Source organism: Rhodococcus wratislaviensis (assembly GCF_041228765.1).
GTDB lineage: Bacteria > Actinomycetota > Actinomycetes > Mycobacteriales > Mycobacteriaceae > Rhodococcus_F > Rhodococcus_F wratislaviensis.
The window spans coordinates 7,261,154-7,279,252 of record NZ_CP150488.1; the positions used below are offsets into that span (position 1 = coordinate 7,261,154).

Here is an 18,099-nt window from a genome sequence, read left to right on the forward strand (position 1 = left end):
GGATGCTCCGTTTCTTTCCTCTATGACCTGGATCACTGTCCGCCGGCGGCGCTCGAGGCGAAACCGTAGTAATACTCGATTCCCCACCCCTCCCGAATCTGCCGGCATCCGACCAGCTCAGAGCCGATATGCACGCCGAGGCACGCCGCTGCAATCGGTCAATACGCGTGTTGTCAGATCTTGACCACGCGGTCAGGGCGCGACATGATCGAACAGTGACACCACTCACAGATGCCCGCGTGCAACAGAGAGGACACCGTGAACGCTGACGAGTGGCGCGAGATAGTCGAGCTTCGACAATCCGGTGAATCGATCTCGGGCATCGCGACGCGATTGAAGATCTCGCGCAACACGGTGCGCCGCGCCCTCGAATTCGAGGCACCACCCCAGGACCACCGGCCACGGTCAGGATCGTCGGCCGATGCCCTCCGACCCCGGATCGCCGCGGCGCTCGACGCAGACCCCGACGTCACGGTGGCCCAGCTGCATCGGGAACTGGAATGGAGCGGATCGCGGAATACTCTGGCGAGCGCGGTCCGCCGCATCAAGGAGGAGCGTTCGCCGCGAACGTCCGGCACGCGCACGTCGAGCACCCGCATGTCCAGTGCAACCGATATTCCACTCTTCTCGACGAGTTTCGTCGGCCGCAGCGAAGAACTCCACAGAATCCGGGTGCTGCTCGGCGACAGCCGCCTCGTCACCGTCACCGGCCCCGGTGGCATCGGCAAGACCCGACTCGCAGCAGAGGCCGCAACCGCGTACCGGCGGGCATTTGCCGATGGAATCCGCTTCGTGGAGCTGGCGTCACTGCGAAGCGAAACCCTGCTCCCCCAGACCATTCTGGACGTCCTGGGGTTCGACGAGCGGGACGCACCGGAACGAAGTGCAACCGAATCGCTCCTCGAATCGCTCCGCGACAAGCACCTGTTGCTGGTGCTGGACAATTGCGAGCATCTCGTCAGCGCATGCGCCGAATTGGTCGCGCTGATTCTACGAAACACCGAACACGTGAAGATCCTGGTCACGAGTCGTGAAGTGCTGTCGATTCCGGACGAGCACGTGCACGTCCTCGAACCGCTGTCCACGACGGACCACCGCGACCCGGACATGCCCGGTGCCGCCATCGAGTTGTTCGAGAACCGCGCATCGGCGGCACTGTCCGGATTCTCGATCACGGATTCGAGCCGGGACGCTGTGCGCCGGGTGTGCACGCAGCTGGATGGCATGCCGCTGGCCATCGAACTGGCGTGTGCGCGTTTGACCGCGCTGTCCGTAGACGATCTCGCAGAACGTCTCGACGACCGGCTGGCGTTGTTGACGACGGGTAATCGTGGCGGGCCGAGCAGACATCGAAGCCTGCATGCGACGGTCGAGTGGAGCTATGACCTCTGCACTACTCAGGAGCAGGTGCTGTGGGCGAGATTGTCCATCTTCTCCGAAGGCTTCGATCTCGCCATGGCCGAGAGCATCTGCGCTGGAGCCCCTGTCGACGCCGCGAGCATTCTGGATACCATCGCCGGTCTGATCGGGAAGTCGGTCTTACAACGCACCACCGGCGAAGGACATGTCCGGTTCAAGATGCTCGAAACGATCCGGCACTTCGGTGCGAGCAAACTGTCCGACAACGAGAAGGCCGAGCTACGGGTGGCACACCTCCGTTGGTGCGCCGAGCTGGTATTTACCGCCCGCCGGTCATGGACCGGGGCCGAGCAGGAGAGTGCGAGCAACCGGCTTCGGGAGAACCGCGCCAACCTGCGGTCCGCACTGCAGACGGCGCTGACGGGCCAGAAGCACGAGATGCTGCACCTTGCCTCTGGCCTCGTCGCGACGTGGTTTCTGTGGTCGTCGGCCTTTTCGGTACGAGAACACCGCATGTGGGTGACAGAGTTCCTTGCGCTCTCCGACCTGGCCGAAGACGTCGTACCCCAGCTCTACGCCACCCTGGGCGTGCTGCAGACGATGCAGGGTGACCGGGTCGAGGCAGTTCGGACACTCGACACTGCCGCGCACGGCGCACGCGAACTCGGTGACGATGCGACCCTCGCGTTCGCTCTGCAGACGCAAGGCCTCAACACCTATCTCGGCGGTGATTTCGAGGCCGGCGAACACAACCTGTCGGAGGCGTTGGCACTGTACGAGCGCCTGCCCGGCATCACCGATCTCATGTGGACCGCCCACATCGAGATGGGAATGCTGTGCAGCTCGAACGGAGAGAGCGACCGCGCTGCCGAACATTTCGAGTTCGTTCACACCCAGGCATCGGCCACGGGAGAGAAATGGATGTTGTCGTATGCCGTGTACGGACTGGGCCTGGTAGCGCTGATTCGCGGCCGTCACGACGAGGCGATCACCCATGCGATCGACGCCATCGCACTCAAACGCTCCTTCGACGACACGGTCGGAGCCACACTGGTCACAGACCTTCTCGCGTGGGCAGAAGCCGCGACCGGTTCCGGCGAACGTGCAGCCGTACTTCTCGGCGCAGCATCGTCCATGTGGGATTCGTTCGGCATGCAACTATACGGATCCCAGCACTGGGTCCAACGACGAGAAGTGTACGAATCGCGCGCGCGGACTTCGCTCGGCGACACGGTCTACTCCGCATCCCATCGTCGCGGCTCCACGTTGTCGATGGCCGAACTCATCGCTTACGCCCTGGACGAGGAGTTCTCCGACAGCCCCGTGCCGTCGTCGTACCCGGCAGTCGGGCTCTCCCCTCGCGAGTTGGACATTGCACAGTGCGTTGCGGACGGGCTCACCAACAAGGAGATCGCGGATCGGCTGGTCCTGTCGGTCAGAACCGTCGAGGGGCACGTCGCACACGTGCTCCGAAAGCTGGGTGTCCCCCGCCGCCACCAGGTGGCTGCTGCGCTCGCGAATCCTCCATACCACAGGGCGTAGAGCGTCGAAGGCCGTTTTCAATGTCTACGTTGATGTTGACACGGTGAGCACAGTTTGCGACGCTCGTCACAGTGCAGACGTCAGTCGTCCATATCGAAGCGAGGTTCCCCACAATGGATGGTCCAACAACCCGCGTGCAACGAGCGCTCTCGGACATGAGCGCCGGACGTCCAGTCGTGCTGACCGGCAACTCCCCCACCAGCGACGCCCACATCCTGATCCCGGCCGAGAAGGCAACCGTGGAATCGATCGCATTTCTTGTTCGCCACGGTTCGGGGCTGGTCTGCGCCGCCATGGTCGGCGCGGACTGCGACCGCCTCGGGCTTTCGAACATGGTCGGCGCGGACAGAGATCATGCCGGAACGGAGTTCACGGTCAGCATCGATGCAATCGGACCCGGCACCGGAATTTCGGCGTCCGACAGGGCGGACACACTGCGCCTACTCGCCGACTCGGCGAGCACCCCCGACGCGTTCACCCGGCCCGGGCACGTGCTTCCGGCACGGTCCGTACCCGGCGGAGTGCTCGAGTTCCGCGGACCAGCGGAAGCTGCCGTGGATCTCATGTCCGTCGCAGGTTTGCATCGGACCTGCGCCTACAGCGCCCTCGTCTCCGAGCTCGATCCGACAGCTATCGCCGACTCCGCTGAAGCCGAAACATTTGCTCGTGCACACGAACTCGGACACCTGTCCATCGATGACGTCGCGACGTACCGGCGAATGGCCGAACCGCACATGCTGACGCAGTTCACCTTCGAGCGTGACAGCGCCCACGGCCCGGTTCGCTGCGTCGGCTACCGCAGTGACGTCACGGGCTCGGAATATCTCACCTACTCCATCGGACCGGCCGTCGCCGGCACAACCCCGCTCGTCTGCTTCCAGCAAGAGAGCGATCCCGCACCGCATCTCTGTCAGGACGGCCCGATCGGCGTGGCACTGGCGCAGGTGGCCGAACACGGCTACGGAGCCGTGGTGGTGGCGAGATACGCCCCGAACAACTACATCTCGGCCGACACGCACGGCGACCTCGCCGAGGTGGTGCGCGAGTGCGGCTACCACTCACCCTCGCTGAACAATTTTCCACCCGAGTCGCGGACGATGATGTGGCACATCGGATTGAGCATCAGCGCCGAAGGCTCTGCGTCGCACGCCCGCGGTAACGCTCCGGCGCCGTTCGGATTCGAGAATCCTTCCATCGTCGGCACGGTCGTTCACGGCGACCAACGCGGACGAGAGCTTGGCTTCCGAACTGCGAATCTGGAGCTAGAAGATTCGAATTCGGTCGCCGACGGTGTGTGGGCAGGCCGGTGCACACTCCCCGACGGCTCGACCGCGATCGCTGCGATATCGATAGGCCGGCGCCCGACGTTCTACGGCAGGTCCGGAGTTCGACTGCTCGAGGCACACTTGCTTGACTTCGATGGTGATCTTTACGACGCAACTCTCGAGGTGAGCCTCCACCAGTGGATGCGCGGACAGGTGACCTTTGCGTCGAAGGAGGAACTGGTCGCCGCCCTCGCCGCAGACGTGGTACGGACACGATCGCTGATCGCCGGCTGAACAATACGGATCGGCCCCGATACGAAAGTTCGTATCGGGGCCGATCCTGTGCAAAGAGAAAAGTCAGCCGACACCGTGGTGCTCAGGTGCAGCTGCCGCGATATCGAGAACTTCGCGGATGCTGCGGGCACCTGCCCCGAGGTCGAGGGCGTTCTTCAGGTGTAACAGGAACCCGGGCTTGTATCGGTGGGTGGGACTGGAATCGGCAGCGAGAGAGATCAATTCCTTGGTCACGGACCGCAATGCCCGACCGTTCCACGGCACTGCGCAGTAGTCGAAGAACGCGACGAACGTTTCTGGTGACATCCGCAGCAGTGCATCGAAGAACCCCGGAAGCTCGTCCTCCATCCGCTGCCAGTACGGATCGGTACCGATGTGACGGTCCCACAAGTCCTGCTGCGACGCATCGAGCGGTTCGGCCTCGCCACCGCGTCTGCGCAGAACGGCACTCGACAACTGCCTGGACGCCTCGAACAGCGTGTGCACACCGAGACCCGAGACCACCGTCAACGCCTCCTGGATCTGCGTGGCGTCGAGACCCAGATCGAGCGCCTCCTCGATATAGCGGCCGGTACCCGCCACATCCATCGCCGTGGCCGCTGAACACACCGCGATGTGGGTGAGCACACGCGTCTGCTCATCGAGGGCTGGGCCCTCGTCCACGTCTTTCAAAATCCCTTCGGCCAACACACGAAGATCCCCGATGTCGAACTCGACTGTCATGGAGGTCATCCGGCTGCACTCAGCGAGCTGGCCAGCGTCGCCAGTTGCGCTTTGAGTCCGCGCTTGTTGATCTTCGTCGCCGACATCGGCCACTCGCCGGGCTCGACGAAGTACACTGCGCGCGGGACCTTGTACCGGCCGATCTTGCCGTCACAGAATTCGATCAGTTCCGCTTCTGTCAGCTGATGTCCTTCTCGGACCTCGACGAATGCCACCGGCACTTCGTCGAGCCGGTCGTCCGGGCGGCCGATGACGGCGGCCGTCAACACAGCAGGATGCTCACAAAGGAAGGACTCGACTTCGATGGCCGCGACGTTCTCACCACCGACCTTGAGCATGTCCTTGAGCCGTCCGTGGAACACCAGGCACCCCGACTCGGTACGGCTGTAGAGGTCGCCGGTCCGCAACCAGCCGTCGGAATCGATCGTCTCGGCGGTCTTTGCGGGATCCTTGTAGTACCCCTCGGTCACGCAGTAACCGCGAATCAAGATCTCACCGGGAACCCCGGCCGGCTGCTCGGCACCACTGAACGGATCGACGACTCGAATCTCGATGCCGGGTACGGCCTTTCCTTGCGCACCGCTTCGATCCTCGAACGACTCGTCCGGCTCGCTGAGGGCATAGATGCCGGTCGTTTCCGTCATTCCGCATGCGGCCATGAGCTCGGCGGCCGGGAACAGATTCTGAACCTCTTCGATGAGGACGCGGGGACCGATCAGGAACAGGTACCGAATCGAGTCGAACTCCGCTGCGTCGAAGTTCGGGTGCGCCATCATCATCTGCATCGGTGCGGGGAACCAGGGCCAGACGCAGGTGGGCCGTTCGGCCCTGATCAGCTCGATGGCGCGGCCAGGTTCGAAGAACGTGTCGGTCAGGAACGTTCCCCCGGCACCGATTGCGCCGATGAGGGGGGCCAGCGCAGCGATGTGGAACAGTGGTCCGCCGGCCCAGCTGATGTGGCGCTCTCCTGCCGAGAGGCGGCCGGTCGCGCGCTCCACCGGGCCACGCGTCATCGATTCGTGGGTGAGCAGGCATCCACGGGGGTTGGCGGTGGTCCCCGACGTGTACAGGATCGCGGCGATGTCCCTCGTCCGCACCCGGCGGCGATGACGATGCACGAGAGTCGCGTCGACGGTCTCTGCTGCCGCATCCAGGGCCGCCCTGGACGTGAAACCGGGCCGTTCGGTTCCTTTCAGCAATACGGCTCGACGCAGCCGCGGTGCTTCGGGAAGATCGAGATCACCTGAGCCCGCCGCGGCCAAGGAGGGCAGCGCTTCGTGTAGCACCTGCACGAAGTCCACGTAGTCGTCGGGACCGGACACCGTCAGCAACGCGGTGATGTCCGCGTTCTCGATGATGTAGCCGAGCTCCTTCGCTTTGTGCCGCGCGTTGAGCGGTACGACTACCGCCCCGATCAAGGCCGATCCGAAGAGCCCCTCGACGAACTCGATACCGTTCGGCGCCAGGAGCGCGACGTGATCACCGGACCCGACGCCCATGGCCAACAGACCTCGCGCGACCGCGACCGCACCGTCGAGCACCTCGGCATACGTGAACCGCGCCTCGGGAAATACGATCAAGTCGCGGTCAGGGCACAGGTGCGCACCGCGCACCAGCAGGTCGCCGAGTGGGGTTACGTTGCACCAGTCGCCGATGTCAGTCATCTCGTCCTCAATCATCGATCGTCGGCAGCGGATGCGCCACCGAAGTTGTCTTGATCAGCGGCGCTTGATCCGCGCGCACCAGGGGAACGTGTCGACGTAGACGCTAAGCGACTCACGTCACACTGTCAACGCTGAAGTTGATTTACATAAGTGTTGATTACATCCACTTCAGCGTCAACGTTGCAGTTGACAATGTGATCCGGATCACCCTACGTTGGGAATACGTCGATGCGGGCATTTCGCCTCGAAGGAACACACGAAACCGTCGCAGTGGGCTGAACCCACCGATAACAGGGCCTCGGGGAAGTTGTCGACAAACAACGACTTCCCGGGGCCTTACCCGTCCCCACCTCGACCTCGATCGACGCCGAGGTCGATCGACGTCAACGTTGATCAATGCCCTCAATCCGGAGGTATCATCCGACAATGCCAACTTCGACCGCAGCCAACAGCGGCATGAGCCGACGCCGTCGCAGCGCTCAGAACGACAGCAGCCCCAACTACCAGGCCAAGCGCCAGGAACTGTTGCGGACAGCAGCCGATGTCTTCAAGGAGAAGGGCTTCGAGGGAGCGACCCTCAACGATATCGCCGAGCGGTTCGGGACCGACCGAGCGTCGATCTATTACTACTTCGCGAGCAAGAAGGAACTGTTCCAGGCTCTTTTCCACGACGTTCTCGTCGATGTTCTGGATCAGAACATCGCCGTCGCAGAGGAGATCCTCGCCGGCGACGACGACGCACCCGAGAAGCTTCGCCGCCTCGTCGAGCAACAGATGAACTCGTACGAGAAGAACTACCCCTTCGTCTACCTCTACATCCAGGAAGACATGGCGCAGCTACAGCTGGACACCACGTCCTGGGGCAAGGACATGGCACGAAAGACCAAACGCTTCGAAACCATTGTCCTCGACGTGCTGCAGCAGGGAGTCGACGACGGAACTCTACGCAGCGACGTGTCGGTGCAGTTGATGTCCAAGGCACTGTTCGGCATGGTCAACTGGACGCATCGGTGGCTCAAGCCGGGAATGCGCAGCGTGGACGCCAAGCAGACCACCGAAGCCTTCTGCACTCTGTTCTTCGACGGCGCGCGGACGCAGAACTGACTGTGTGCTGGGCCGCGACGCGAGGTCGGACCCAGCACACAGCGCCCTGTCACCGCACGTTTACCGTCCGGAGATCAGCCCTCCGTCGACAGGGAACATTTGTCCAGTGATGAAGTGTGAAGCATCGCTGGCGAGGAAGACCATAACTGGCGCCAAGTCCCGGTCGGCTCGACCGAAAGCCCCACCGAGAGGTATGTCTGCAGCGGTTTGGTCGTCGTGCGCTTTCAGCTCTTCGGGAGACAAGGCGGCGCGAAACTCGTCGTACATCTTGGTCCACATGTACGGGAGTACGTAATTTACTCGAATCCCATCCGGCCCCCATTGACGGGCGACGTTCCGGCTCCATGTATGCACCGCACCCTTCGACGCGGCGTACAGAGCATTGTTGATCTCACCCGTCAGTCCCGACTCGGAACCGAAGTTGATGATGTTCCCGACACCGTTTGATTTCATCAGGCGATGTGCGGCACCGTTGGTATTGATTGTCCCCAGCACATTGACGTCGAAAATGAATCTGTAGATTTCAGTGGAGATTCCAGCGGGATCGCAGTGCTTGTGAACACCGGCCACGTTTACGACTACGTCAAGGCCTCCCATCTGGTCAGCAGCGGTCTCGAAGACTTTCTCTACCTGGTCGGGATCACGCACGTCGCACGAATGAAAGGTGGCTTTGCCAGGTCCGCATCGGCTCGCTTCTTGTGCTACCGCAACGCCCAGGTCGTCAGCGAGATCCAGCGAGGCAACGTCAGCGCCCTCCGATGTGTAGGCCCGGACGACCGACTCACCGATACCCATGGATCCGCCCGTGACAATGATCTTCTTTCCGTCCAGCTGCATAGCCAAATACTCCTTTTGATCTCAGGTTTGTCGGCGACCACGGGTGGATTCCACTCTCGGTGCTCGCCGGGGAATCACGCGGCCATCCGTCGACCGGCGCGGGGCGCAGGTGCCGTGCGCTCTAGCCGCGGCGCGGGCCGCAGGTGCCGTGCGCTCTAACCGCGGCGCGTACGCCGAGCCCAGTACCCCGCACCCAGCGACCAGACGAGAAGCAGTGTCAGCGACCGCTCCATTGCGCAGCACGCTTCTCGGCGAACGCTGCACGTCCCTCGATACGGTCCGCGCTGTACGCGTACGCCTCGATGGGCTCGTACCGGGTTGCCAACGCAACATCCAGCGGCCATCCCGCCCGCGACAGCACGGCATCCTTCGCGGCTTGAACGGCGAGCGGTGACGCTGACGCGATTCGCTCCGCCCACGACGACGCCGTCTCGGTCAGCTTCTCGTACGGCACGATCTCGTTGACCAGTCCGTAGCGCTCCGCCTGCTGTGCGTCGATGCGATCACCGGTGAGGATCAAGGCCATCGCGATGTGATGAGGCAGCTGCCGTATCGCGCGATGCATGATGCCGGCCTCGCCGATGATGCCGACCTTGGTCTCGGGAATGCCAAACTGAGCGGTGTCCGCTGCGACAATGATGTCGGCACACATCGCCAGTTCGAATCCACCACCGATTGCGTATCCCTGCACCGCCGCGATCAAAGGCTTGCGGAGGGTCAGCATGGGGCCGCCGACGCCGGTGAGGCCGCCGCCGAGCGCCGTCCTGCGGCCGTCGCCTTCGGTCCCGCCGCTCACGTTCGCACCGGCGCAGAACGCCTTCTCCCCTGCCGCACCGAGCACGGCCACCCAGATGTCCGGATTCGAGTTGATCTCGGTCCAGGCTTCGAACAGTGCCGCGTCCATCTCGGGATCGATGGAGTTCAACGCCTTGGGGCGGTCGAGTGTCACCCGCGCGATATGGTTGTCGAACTCGAACAAGATTCCGCTGCTCACGGTAGGTCCTCTCTCATAGTTGTTCTGCGACCGCATGATCGGGTAACGCCACGGGTTCGCGGTAGGCAGCAATCGCCGCCTTCAGTCCCACCTCGGCAACGAACTTGCGCACCTCGGCCACCGACGGCGACAGATGGAGCAGGGCGTCCATTTCCGCCCCGCCTTGGGCGGCGGTACGCACGCCCATTGCTTCCATCGTCTTGTTGATGGACAGCTTCTTGATCCGGAGGATGTCCGACGGCGTGCGTGCCATCCGAGCGGCAAGCGCCTCGGTCTCGGCGATCAGATCTTCCTCGGCCACCGCGTGATTGGCCCAGCCCCACTCGACCGCCGTCGCGCCGTCGATCGAGTTGCCCGGGATGAACGCGAGTTCCTTGGCCCGTTTCGGGCCGACGAGGGGCGCCCACAACGGCGCGATGTAGCCACCGCCGAGCGGGATCGCCGGCTCACCGATTTTCGCGTCGCGTGCCACGAGGGTCACGTCGGCGAAGACACACATCTGGGTGGCGCCCGCGATGCAGTATCCGTGTACTGCGGCAATCACTGGTTTCGGGTGATCCCAGATCGCGAGAAATCGGTTGACGTTGCGAGCCAGCCGCTCTCGGTCTGCAACCGGATCCGGCTGGGCGACGACCTTTCCGACCTGACCGATGTCGTAGCCTGCCGAGAATCCCTTGCCTGCTCCACGGATTCCGATGATCGGTCCGCCGTCGGTCGCCAGAGCGGCCAACGCCGCACTGAACTCGTCCAGCATTTCGTTCGAGAGCGAGTTGGCCTTGTCCGGCCGGTTCAGCACTATCCAGCTGATCGGTCCCCGGTGCTCGATACGTAGATTCGCGTAGCAGGTGCCTGCAACTGTGTCCGCGATCGCCGTCATGACCGCCCGATCGGGATCTGCTTCTTGACATGGAAGTCCACGACACCGGATGCACGCAACTCGCGGCGCGAGAAACGCCAACCGTGCTCGTCGTCCCGCACGAAATCGTCGTGATACTGGCCGAAGAAGTACCCGTCGGCCTTACCTTCCTTGGTGTAGCGATGCCATGCATACAGAACCGAGCGGACCTTGGCCGACGTCAGATCATCGGAGAAGTCGACGACGACGTTGGACACGTGGTGACTGGTTGCCGTGAAAAACGTACCGATGCCGTCGAGTGTCTCGCGATAGGCGGCGCGACCCTCGGCGCCGAAGTCGGGACCGTAGGCGACGTAGCAGTCCTCGGTGAACAATTCGACGAGATCGTCGGGACGGTTCATGTCGAGGTTGTAGGCGTACTCGAACAGGACGCGCTCGATCTTGCCGGTCTCCACGAGCTCGGTGAGCTCTCTGGTGGACACCTCATGGGTTGCAGTCATATCGATCTCCTTGGGGCGTGAATTGTTGATGTACGGGTTCGATCACCCGCCTCGGCCACGAGACGGGAAATCAACATTGATGTAGATTCCGAGGACAGAGTGCACCCGTCGGCGACGGGCGCATTCCGTCAGACGCGCACCGCGTAGTCGGAGGACGCAGGTTCGGCACCCGGCCACCGAACAGGAAACTGCGAGGTGAGCGACGTAGCCACTTCGCCCCACGGACCGAGATGCACGGTACGCATGTTGCGAGAGGCAAATTTCCAGCGTCCACCTTCGCGGACGTACTCCTCTTCGTAACGCACGGCGCCGAACACCGTCGTTTCTCCAGTTGCGATTTCGAGGTGCGCGCCCACCAACCCTGTCGCGTGATCGTCGTCCACGAAATCGATCAGGACGTAGTGCGGGGTGTGAAGGGTGGTTCCGAACGCGGCACGCGCTCGGCGGACCATGTCCGCGATCCCACTGCCGGTAGTCGCGCCGGGAAACCCCCAGCCGAGAACGTCCCGTTCTCCGCGAAGGCATCGGCAATGGCGTCGAAATCGTCGAAATCCGAAGCAAGGAAGTAGCGGACCGCAAGGTCTTCCGACTCCGCCCTGTCCTCCAGCCGACACACCCTGCTCTCGATGTCGGACATGTGCACTCCTTTGCGCGGTGAAGGAAATCCAGCGACTCGACCGAAGGGTCGAACCCCGCATCTCCTGATCAACGTCAGCGTAGATCGCTGTCCCGATCATTGTGCCCTGCGCCACAGATGTCAACCTTCGACCCCGCGGCCACAACTACTGAATCTACGCCATCGTAGATTGCATCAACGACATAGTTGACAGATTTCCGGCTCCGGAGGAGGCTGCAATCAGTCTCCGGATGAGGTGTCGGGTGGCCTCGACGCCCGACCCGGCTTCACGGACGAAAGGAATTACCATGGGCTCCACAATGGAGGGCAAGGTCGAGACACACGAATCCGACTCGCGCACCGCTGTCCCCGACGGCGTGATCGTCGACGACTTTCACACGATAGACCCCATGCGCTTCAGAAACGTTCTCGGCCACTTCCCCACCGGAGTCGTAGCTGTGACCACCATGGACGCCGAGAACAACCCGGCAGGCATGGCCGTCGGGTCCTTCACCTCGGTGTCGCTCGATCCGCCACTGGTCGCGTTCCTGCCCGACAAGTCGTCGTCCACCTTTCCCAAGATCCGCACGGCCGGACGCTTCTGCGCCAACGTGCTCGGCTCCGAGCAACAACAGATCTGCCGCAGCCTCGCCCGAAGGGGAACCGACAAGTTCGCGGACGTCGAGTGGGCCCCCACCCCCTCCGGTATGCCTCGCATCGAGGGTGCGCTGGCGTGGATCGATTGCGAGATCGATGCCGTGCACGACGCCGGCGATCACCACATCGTCGTCGGCCGCGTGCGACACCTCGAACTCGACACACCCGAGTCGCCGCTGATCTTCTTCCAGGGCGGTTACGGCGGGTTCGCCGCCGACCGGCAAGCGGTATGACGTCCATTCTGATCGCCAATCGCGGTGAAGTAGCGCTTCGAATCATCCGCACCGCCACAGCACGCGGAATCAAGACGATTGCGGTGTACAGCGAGGACGAGCACGATGCCCCGCACGTCGCTGCTGCCGACCACGCACGTCCGCTTCGAGACACGGGCCCCGCCGCGTATCTGGATGTCACGGCCATTCGCGACGCGGCACTGGCGTCGGGGGCATCGACGGTCCACCCCGGATACGGATTCCTCAGCGAGAGCGCCGAGTTGGCCGAGGCCTGCGCCGAGGCGGGGCTGACCTTCGTCGGACCCGACGCTCACACGCTGAGAACTCTCGGGGACAAGTCCGCCACACGTGAACTCGCGACCGGCTGCGGAGTGCCCGTACTCGCTGCCACCGCAGGTCCCACATCGAAAACCGACGCACGTCAGTTCGCGCAGTCACTTCCTGCCGGCGCGGTAATCGTGAAGGCCACCGCAGGCGGCGGGGGTCGTGGTATGCGAATAGTAGAGGATCTCACCGAACTCGATCGTGCCATCGACAGATGCCGTTCCGAGGCGGAACGCAGTTTCGGCCTGTCCGATGTCTACGTCGAGGCCTACCTACCGCGCGCACGGCACATCGAAGTCCAGGTCGTGGGCGATGGCGTGAGCACACCGATGCATCTCTTCGACCGCGACTGCACGGCGCAACGCCGCCACCAGAAAGTCGTGGAGATCGCACCCGCGCAGAACCTTCCCGATTCCACTCGCAAGGAACTCCACTCCGCAGCACTGACGTTGGCGTCCTCAGTCGGGCTGAGGGGACTTGCCACATTCGAGTTCCTCGTGGAGTCCGACCATCTCGATCGGTGGTACTTCATCGAGGCCAATCCACGCCTCCAGGTGGAACACGGAATCACCGAGGCGATCACCGGCCTCGACCTGGTCGGTCTGCAACTCGACGTCGCACAGGGACGCACGCTCGAGGACGTGCAACTCTCACCGGCAATGCTCGGCGAACCGAACGGTGTCGCGATCGAGGCGCGGGTCACCGGCAGCCCGAGACCCGATGGCTCCGACGTACTCACCGACGTTCGGTTTCCGTCCGGTTCTTCGATCCGCGTCGACTCTCACGCACACGTAGGAATGCGAGTGGGAACCGGATACGACCCACTGCTGGCAAAGGTCATCGTGCACCGGGACGACGGCCACTTCGACTCAGCCGCAGCAGAACTGATCCATGCACTCTCGGATCTGACCCTGGACGACATGGATACCGACGTCACGACGTCGGCGTGGCTGCTGGGCAGTCACCAGTTTCGGTCCGGCACGGTGACGACACGAACGATCGACGATCATCTGGCAACACTCTCGATACCGGATGCACCGACGGAGCCGGTGACACAACTCGATCTGCGGGCCCCGTCGCCGGGCACCGTCGTCGCGACGGCCGCTGTGCCGGGACAGGTCGTGCGAAAGGGCGACGCGCTGATCACGCTCGAAGCCATGAAGATGGAGACCGACGTCAGCGCGACAGCGGCAGGGCGCGTCGCCGACGTGTGGATTGCGGTCGGCGACACCGTGACGGCCGGCCAGTTGCTCGTGACCCTGAGGCTCGATGTGAGTCAGGACGCCGCATCGACAGACCCCATCGGCGTGAACGTCACGGCCGAGCGCACGGACCTTGCCGAGATCGAAGCACGGCAGCGCCGAACACTGGACGAGTCGCGTCCGGCGGCGATCGAACGTCGGCACGAGCGCGGCAAACGCACCGCGCGCGAAAACGTCGACCATCTCGTCGACGAAGGGAGCTTTCACGAGCACGGATCTCTGGTCGTGGCTGCGCAGCGACGACGGAGGCCTCTGGACGAACTCGAATCCGAAACTCCGGCAGACGGCCTGGTCACGGGCTTCGGAAGGGTCGCCGGACGGCCGGTGGCAGTGCTCGCGTACGACTACACGGTGCTCGCCGGAACCCAGGGCCTTCAGAGCCACAAGAAGGCCGAGCGAATGTTCGAGCTGGCAGGCCGCAGAGGAACGCCGGTAGTTCTGTTCGCCGAAGGTGGCGGGGGCCGCCCCGGGGACACCGACGACATGTCTCGGGCGACGAGGATGGATCTCGGGACATTCGTCGCACTCGGACGGCTCAACGGTTCGGTTCCGACTGTGGGGATCGCGTCCGGTCGCTGTTTCGCCGGAAATGCTGCGCTGCTGGGATCGTGCGATGTCATCGTCGCGACTCGTGATTCGTCGATCGGCCTCGGCGGGCCCGCCATGATCGAAGGGGGCGGCCTCGGAGTGTTCGCCGCGGACGACATCGGGCCGGTGTCCGTCCAGGAGGCCAACGGGGTCATCGACATCGTCGTGGCCAACGAATCGGAGGCAGTCGAGGTCGCACGGCGATATCTCGGATACTTCGCCGGCCCGAAGATCGAGTGGACCGCCGCGGACCAGCGAATCTTGCGCCACATCGTCCCCGAACGACGCAGTCGGCCGTTCGACATCCACACCTTGATCGACACCATTGCAGACGAGGGATCCGTTCTCGAACTCCGACGAGGATTCGCCGCCGGCTTGATCACTGCGCTGGTCCGGATCGAGGGACATCCCATTGGGCTCGTTGCCAACGACGGCAGCCGTGCAGGCGGCACGATCGGCAGCGCCGAAGCCGACAAGATGACCAGGTTCCTGCAACTGTGCGAGGCGTACGGCCTCGCTGTTCTCTCGCTCTGTGACACAGCCGGTTTCCTGGTCGGACCCGACGCCGAACGCACCGCCTCGGTACGTCACGTGAGCCGGCTTTTCGTCACAGCGCCTGCTCTTACCGTTCCGTTCTGTACGGTGATCGTCCGCAAGGCATTCGGACTGGGCGGCCAGGCCATGGCAGGCGGAAGCTTCCGCGTCCCGGACACCATCGTGGCATGGCCGTCGGCCGAACTCGGTGCCATGGGCCCGGAGGGGGCCGTCAGTCTCGGCAATCGTCGTGAGCTGGCTGCGATCGAGGACGCCGAGGAACGGGAGCGCGTCTACCAACAGCACCTCGAGGACTACGTGGCGCAGGGCAAGGCCGTCAATGCGGCGTCCGTGTTCGAGATCGACGACGTCATCGATCCCGCCTCGACTCGCTCACGGATCGTCGATGTCCTCGCCGCTCCGCGTCCCGACCGCCCGACTCAGGTTCGCAGGCGCATCGACGCGTGGTAACGGTCATTCTCGAACGAACCTGCCCCGGAACCGATTCGGTTCCGGGGCAGAATTCGCGGTGCGCTATCGCGCAGTGTAGTTCTCCAGATCAGGGCGCCGCGTCATCTGCCAGTACTCGACGTTGAGGAACGGCATCACGAACACCACCCGTCCGTGCGAGTTCCGGTAGTACGTCGACATTCCACGATGCGTCCAGACCGTGCGCGCATGAGTCGAGTCCACCAGCTCGTTGTACTCGTCGTTCGCCTCGGGGCGCGCATCGATCGCCTTGATTCCCTTTTTGAACATCTCGGTCAGTAGCCCACGGATGTAGCGCATCTGCACCTCCATGAAGAACATGAAGCTGCCGCTACCCGGGAACGAGTTGGGACCACCAAGCATGAAGAAGTTGGGGAACCCTGGAACCGACACACCGAGGTAGGCCTTGGGGTCGTCGTCGTTCCAGACCTCGCGGAGCGTTCGGCCGTCCGTTCCCACGACGTCCATGGAACTCACGAATCGTGCTGCTTCGAATCCGGTGGCCCACACGATCACGTCCACGTCGTTCTCAGCGCCCTGATCGTCGACCAGGCCCTCGGGGCGGACGGCGGTGACGGACCTGTCGACGAGGTCGACGTTGTCCTTGCGCAGAGTCGAGTACCAGCCGTTGTCGAGCAGGATCCGCTTACCGAACGGCGGGTAGTCGGGCATCACCTTGTCGAGCAGATCCGTTCGATCTCCGACCTGCGCCGTGATGTACCGCGTGAAGTACTCTCGATGGGCATCGTTGCGGGCGTTCACCGAGCGTTCGGGATGCTCCCATTCCGGGTCGACGCGCAGCGACTCGATCACCTTGTCGCCGAACTGCCAGAACAAGCGAATCCAGTACCAGCTGTGGTAGATCGGGCAAGTTTGCATGAGGCGGCGTAGTTCCATGGGTATCGGGGCGCGGAACTTCTCGAACGGCGCGACCCATTGCGGCGAGCGCTGGTAGATACTGAGATGGGCGACGCGGTCCGCGATGGCCGGTGCGATCTGCATGGAGCTGGCACCCGTGCCCACGATAGCAACACGCTTGCCATCCAGATCGAGATCGTCGGGCCACGCAGCCGAATGGAAACTCGTTCCGGTGAAGCTGTCCATCCCAGGGACGTTCGGCGTCTTCGGGCGATTCAATACTCCCACCGCACTGATCACCACATCGGCCCTCAGCGTCGACGACGAGCCGTCGGGATTGATCACGTCGACTGACCACTGCGCGGCGGCTTCGTCATATCGCGTCGACCGCACCTCGGTTCCATAACGAACACGCTCACCGGCACCGAGGTCCTTCAGCACGGCTCCGAAGTAGGCCTGCAGTTCGTTGCGGAGTTCAAAGTGTGTCGTCCAGTCGTTCTTCGCGAATGAGAACGAGTACAGGTGGCTGGGGGTATCGACACCCGCGCCGGGATACGTATTCTGCCACCAGTTTCCGCCGGCCTCCGGCTGCTTCTCCAGAATGACATAGTCGATGCCCATGTCCTCGAGCTGCTGCGCCGCAGCTATTCCCGCAACGCCTGTACCGATGACGACCACCGAGTATCCTTCCGGTGCATCGACAGGCTCCAGTGCGAGGCTCGGAGCATCGGGCGCGGCACGGCGAGCGAGCTCGAGAGATAGCATGGGTCCGTACTCCTCCCCGACTTCTTCGCCCGTGCAGACACTGATCATCCGCACCGTCAGTTCCGGAGAGGGAGTCTCCACCGCAGGAAGAGCGCCGTTCTGCAAGTCGAGGATGGCCTTGACCGCGGCCTCCCTGATCTCATCCTGAACCGGATCGTCGAGACCGCCCGAGTCGTGGTCGCCGAGACCTTTGCCTCTCGTCGGCCGGTATGGCGCTGCCAGCCACTTCTCGTCACCCGTCGTCTGGAACACGACCATGAGCAGCGAGGGCACATTTGCCCGTGCAACCGCGGTTCGAATCTCGGATTCGGTGAGCCGATCGGGATTGATTCGATCGTCGGTTGCTGCGCCTGCCTCCTGGACCTGCTGCGCTGCCTTCATCTGAGCACCTCTCGCGTCGAGTGCGGCGTCCGGAGCTGTGAGTCGCTCCTCGCCGAGATCACGAACTTTCAACATGGACGTTGAAAAGCCTTCGACTCATGGTGGCAGCCGTCGCGGAGAGTTGTCAACGCCCGCGTTGCAAAAGATGCGCCCATCTACACAAACGTTGACAACGTCAGCCCAGGCGGGCAACATTCGTGTTGATTTCCGTGTGTCAGTCGTCACATACATACGTCGGACCCGGGGCACAGGCC

General features: G+C 63.2%; 12 protein-coding genes and 1 pseudogene. 5 read left to right on the forward strand and 8 right to left on the reverse strand.

The genetic code is table 11. The features are described from left to right. Positions 1–231 precede the first annotated feature (231 nt). Positions 232–2,901, forward strand: coding sequence for a LuxR C-terminal-related transcriptional regulator (locus WKC72_RS33445; protein WP_370180911.1), 2,670 nt, complete (start codon positions 232–234; stop codon positions 2,899–2,901). Positions 2,902–3,014: 113 nt separating this feature from the next. Further along, a complete protein-coding gene (locus tag WKC72_RS33450) occupies positions 3,015–4,460 on the forward strand; it encodes a 3,4-dihydroxy-2-butanone-4-phosphate synthase (RefSeq protein ID WP_037243434.1) in 1,446 nt (481 codons plus the stop codon). A 63-nt stretch (positions 4,461–4,523) separates the two neighbouring features. Here WKC72_RS33450 and WKC72_RS33455 read toward each other — a convergent pair whose 3' ends face one another. Together WKC72_RS33455 and WKC72_RS33460 are read right to left on the reverse strand one after the other, a co-directional pair. After that, on the reverse strand, positions 4,524–5,276 hold the full coding sequence (locus WKC72_RS33455) for a carboxymuconolactone decarboxylase family protein (protein ID WP_370180912.1): 753 nt from the start codon (positions 5,274–5,276) through the stop codon (positions 4,524–4,526). After that, positions 5,189–6,847 (reverse strand): class I adenylate-forming enzyme family protein, encoded by a 1,659-nt coding sequence (locus tag WKC72_RS33460; protein WP_037244145.1) that lies wholly within the window; start codon positions 6,845–6,847, stop codon positions 5,189–5,191. The genes WKC72_RS33455 and WKC72_RS33460 overlap by 88 nt, the downstream gene beginning before the upstream one ends. A gap of 426 nt (positions 6,848–7,273) precedes the next feature. On the opposite strand from WKC72_RS33460, the gene WKC72_RS33465 reads away from it, so the two are divergent. Beyond that, positions 7,274–7,951 carry a TetR/AcrR family transcriptional regulator gene (locus tag WKC72_RS33465; protein WP_011597594.1) on the forward strand — a complete coding sequence of 226 codons (678 nt, stop codon included), beginning with the start codon at positions 7,274–7,276 and terminating at the stop codon, positions 7,949–7,951. Between the two features lie 60 nt (positions 7,952–8,011). Here WKC72_RS33465 and WKC72_RS33470 read toward each other — a convergent pair whose 3' ends face one another. The 5 genes and pseudogenes from WKC72_RS33470 to WKC72_RS33490 form a co-directional block, all read right to left on the reverse strand. After that, complete coding sequence (locus WKC72_RS33470) at positions 8,012–8,788, reverse strand: SDR family NAD(P)-dependent oxidoreductase (RefSeq protein WP_141467463.1); 777 nt, start codon at positions 8,786–8,788, stop codon at positions 8,012–8,014. Positions 8,789–9,005: 217 nt separating this feature from the next. Continuing rightward, the gene (locus tag WKC72_RS33475; protein WP_370180913.1) at positions 9,006–9,782 is read right to left on the reverse strand and encodes an enoyl-CoA hydratase-related protein; all 777 of its coding nucleotides are present in this window, start codon (positions 9,780–9,782) and stop codon (positions 9,006–9,008) included. 13 nt (positions 9,783–9,795) lie between these two features. Next, the gene (locus WKC72_RS33480) at positions 9,796–10,659 is read right to left on the reverse strand and encodes an enoyl-CoA hydratase-related protein (protein ID WP_370180914.1); all 864 of its coding nucleotides are present in this window, start codon (positions 10,657–10,659) and stop codon (positions 9,796–9,798) included. After that, complete coding sequence (locus WKC72_RS33485; RefSeq protein ID WP_037243421.1) at positions 10,656–11,138, reverse strand: nuclear transport factor 2 family protein; 483 nt, start codon at positions 11,136–11,138, stop codon at positions 10,656–10,658. The genes WKC72_RS33480 and WKC72_RS33485 overlap by 4 nt, the downstream gene beginning before the upstream one ends. A gap of 128 nt (positions 11,139–11,266) precedes the next feature. Continuing rightward, a pseudogene (locus WKC72_RS33490) lies at positions 11,267–11,775 on the reverse strand (nuclear transport factor 2 family protein). A 287-nt stretch (positions 11,776–12,062) separates the two neighbouring features. On the opposite strand from WKC72_RS33490, the gene WKC72_RS33495 reads away from it, so the two are divergent. Both WKC72_RS33495 and WKC72_RS33500 read left to right on the forward strand, forming a co-directional pair. Continuing rightward, entirely contained in the window at positions 12,063–12,644 is a 582-nt protein-coding gene (locus WKC72_RS33495) for a flavin reductase family protein (RefSeq protein WP_370180915.1), read from the forward strand. Then, positions 12,641–15,823 carry a carboxyl transferase domain-containing protein gene (locus WKC72_RS33500; RefSeq protein ID WP_370180916.1) on the forward strand — a complete coding sequence of 1,061 codons (3,183 nt, stop codon included), beginning with the start codon at positions 12,641–12,643 and terminating at the stop codon, positions 15,821–15,823. The genes WKC72_RS33495 and WKC72_RS33500 overlap by 4 nt, the downstream gene beginning before the upstream one ends. 63 nt (positions 15,824–15,886) lie before the next feature. Here the strand turns inward: WKC72_RS33500 and WKC72_RS33505 are convergent, their stop codons facing one another. Continuing rightward, positions 15,887–17,845: a flavin-containing monooxygenase gene (locus tag WKC72_RS33505; RefSeq protein ID WP_370180917.1), complete on the reverse strand. Its 1,959-nt coding sequence runs from the start codon at positions 17,843–17,845 to the stop codon at positions 15,887–15,889. Positions 17,846–18,099 lie beyond the last annotated feature (254 nt).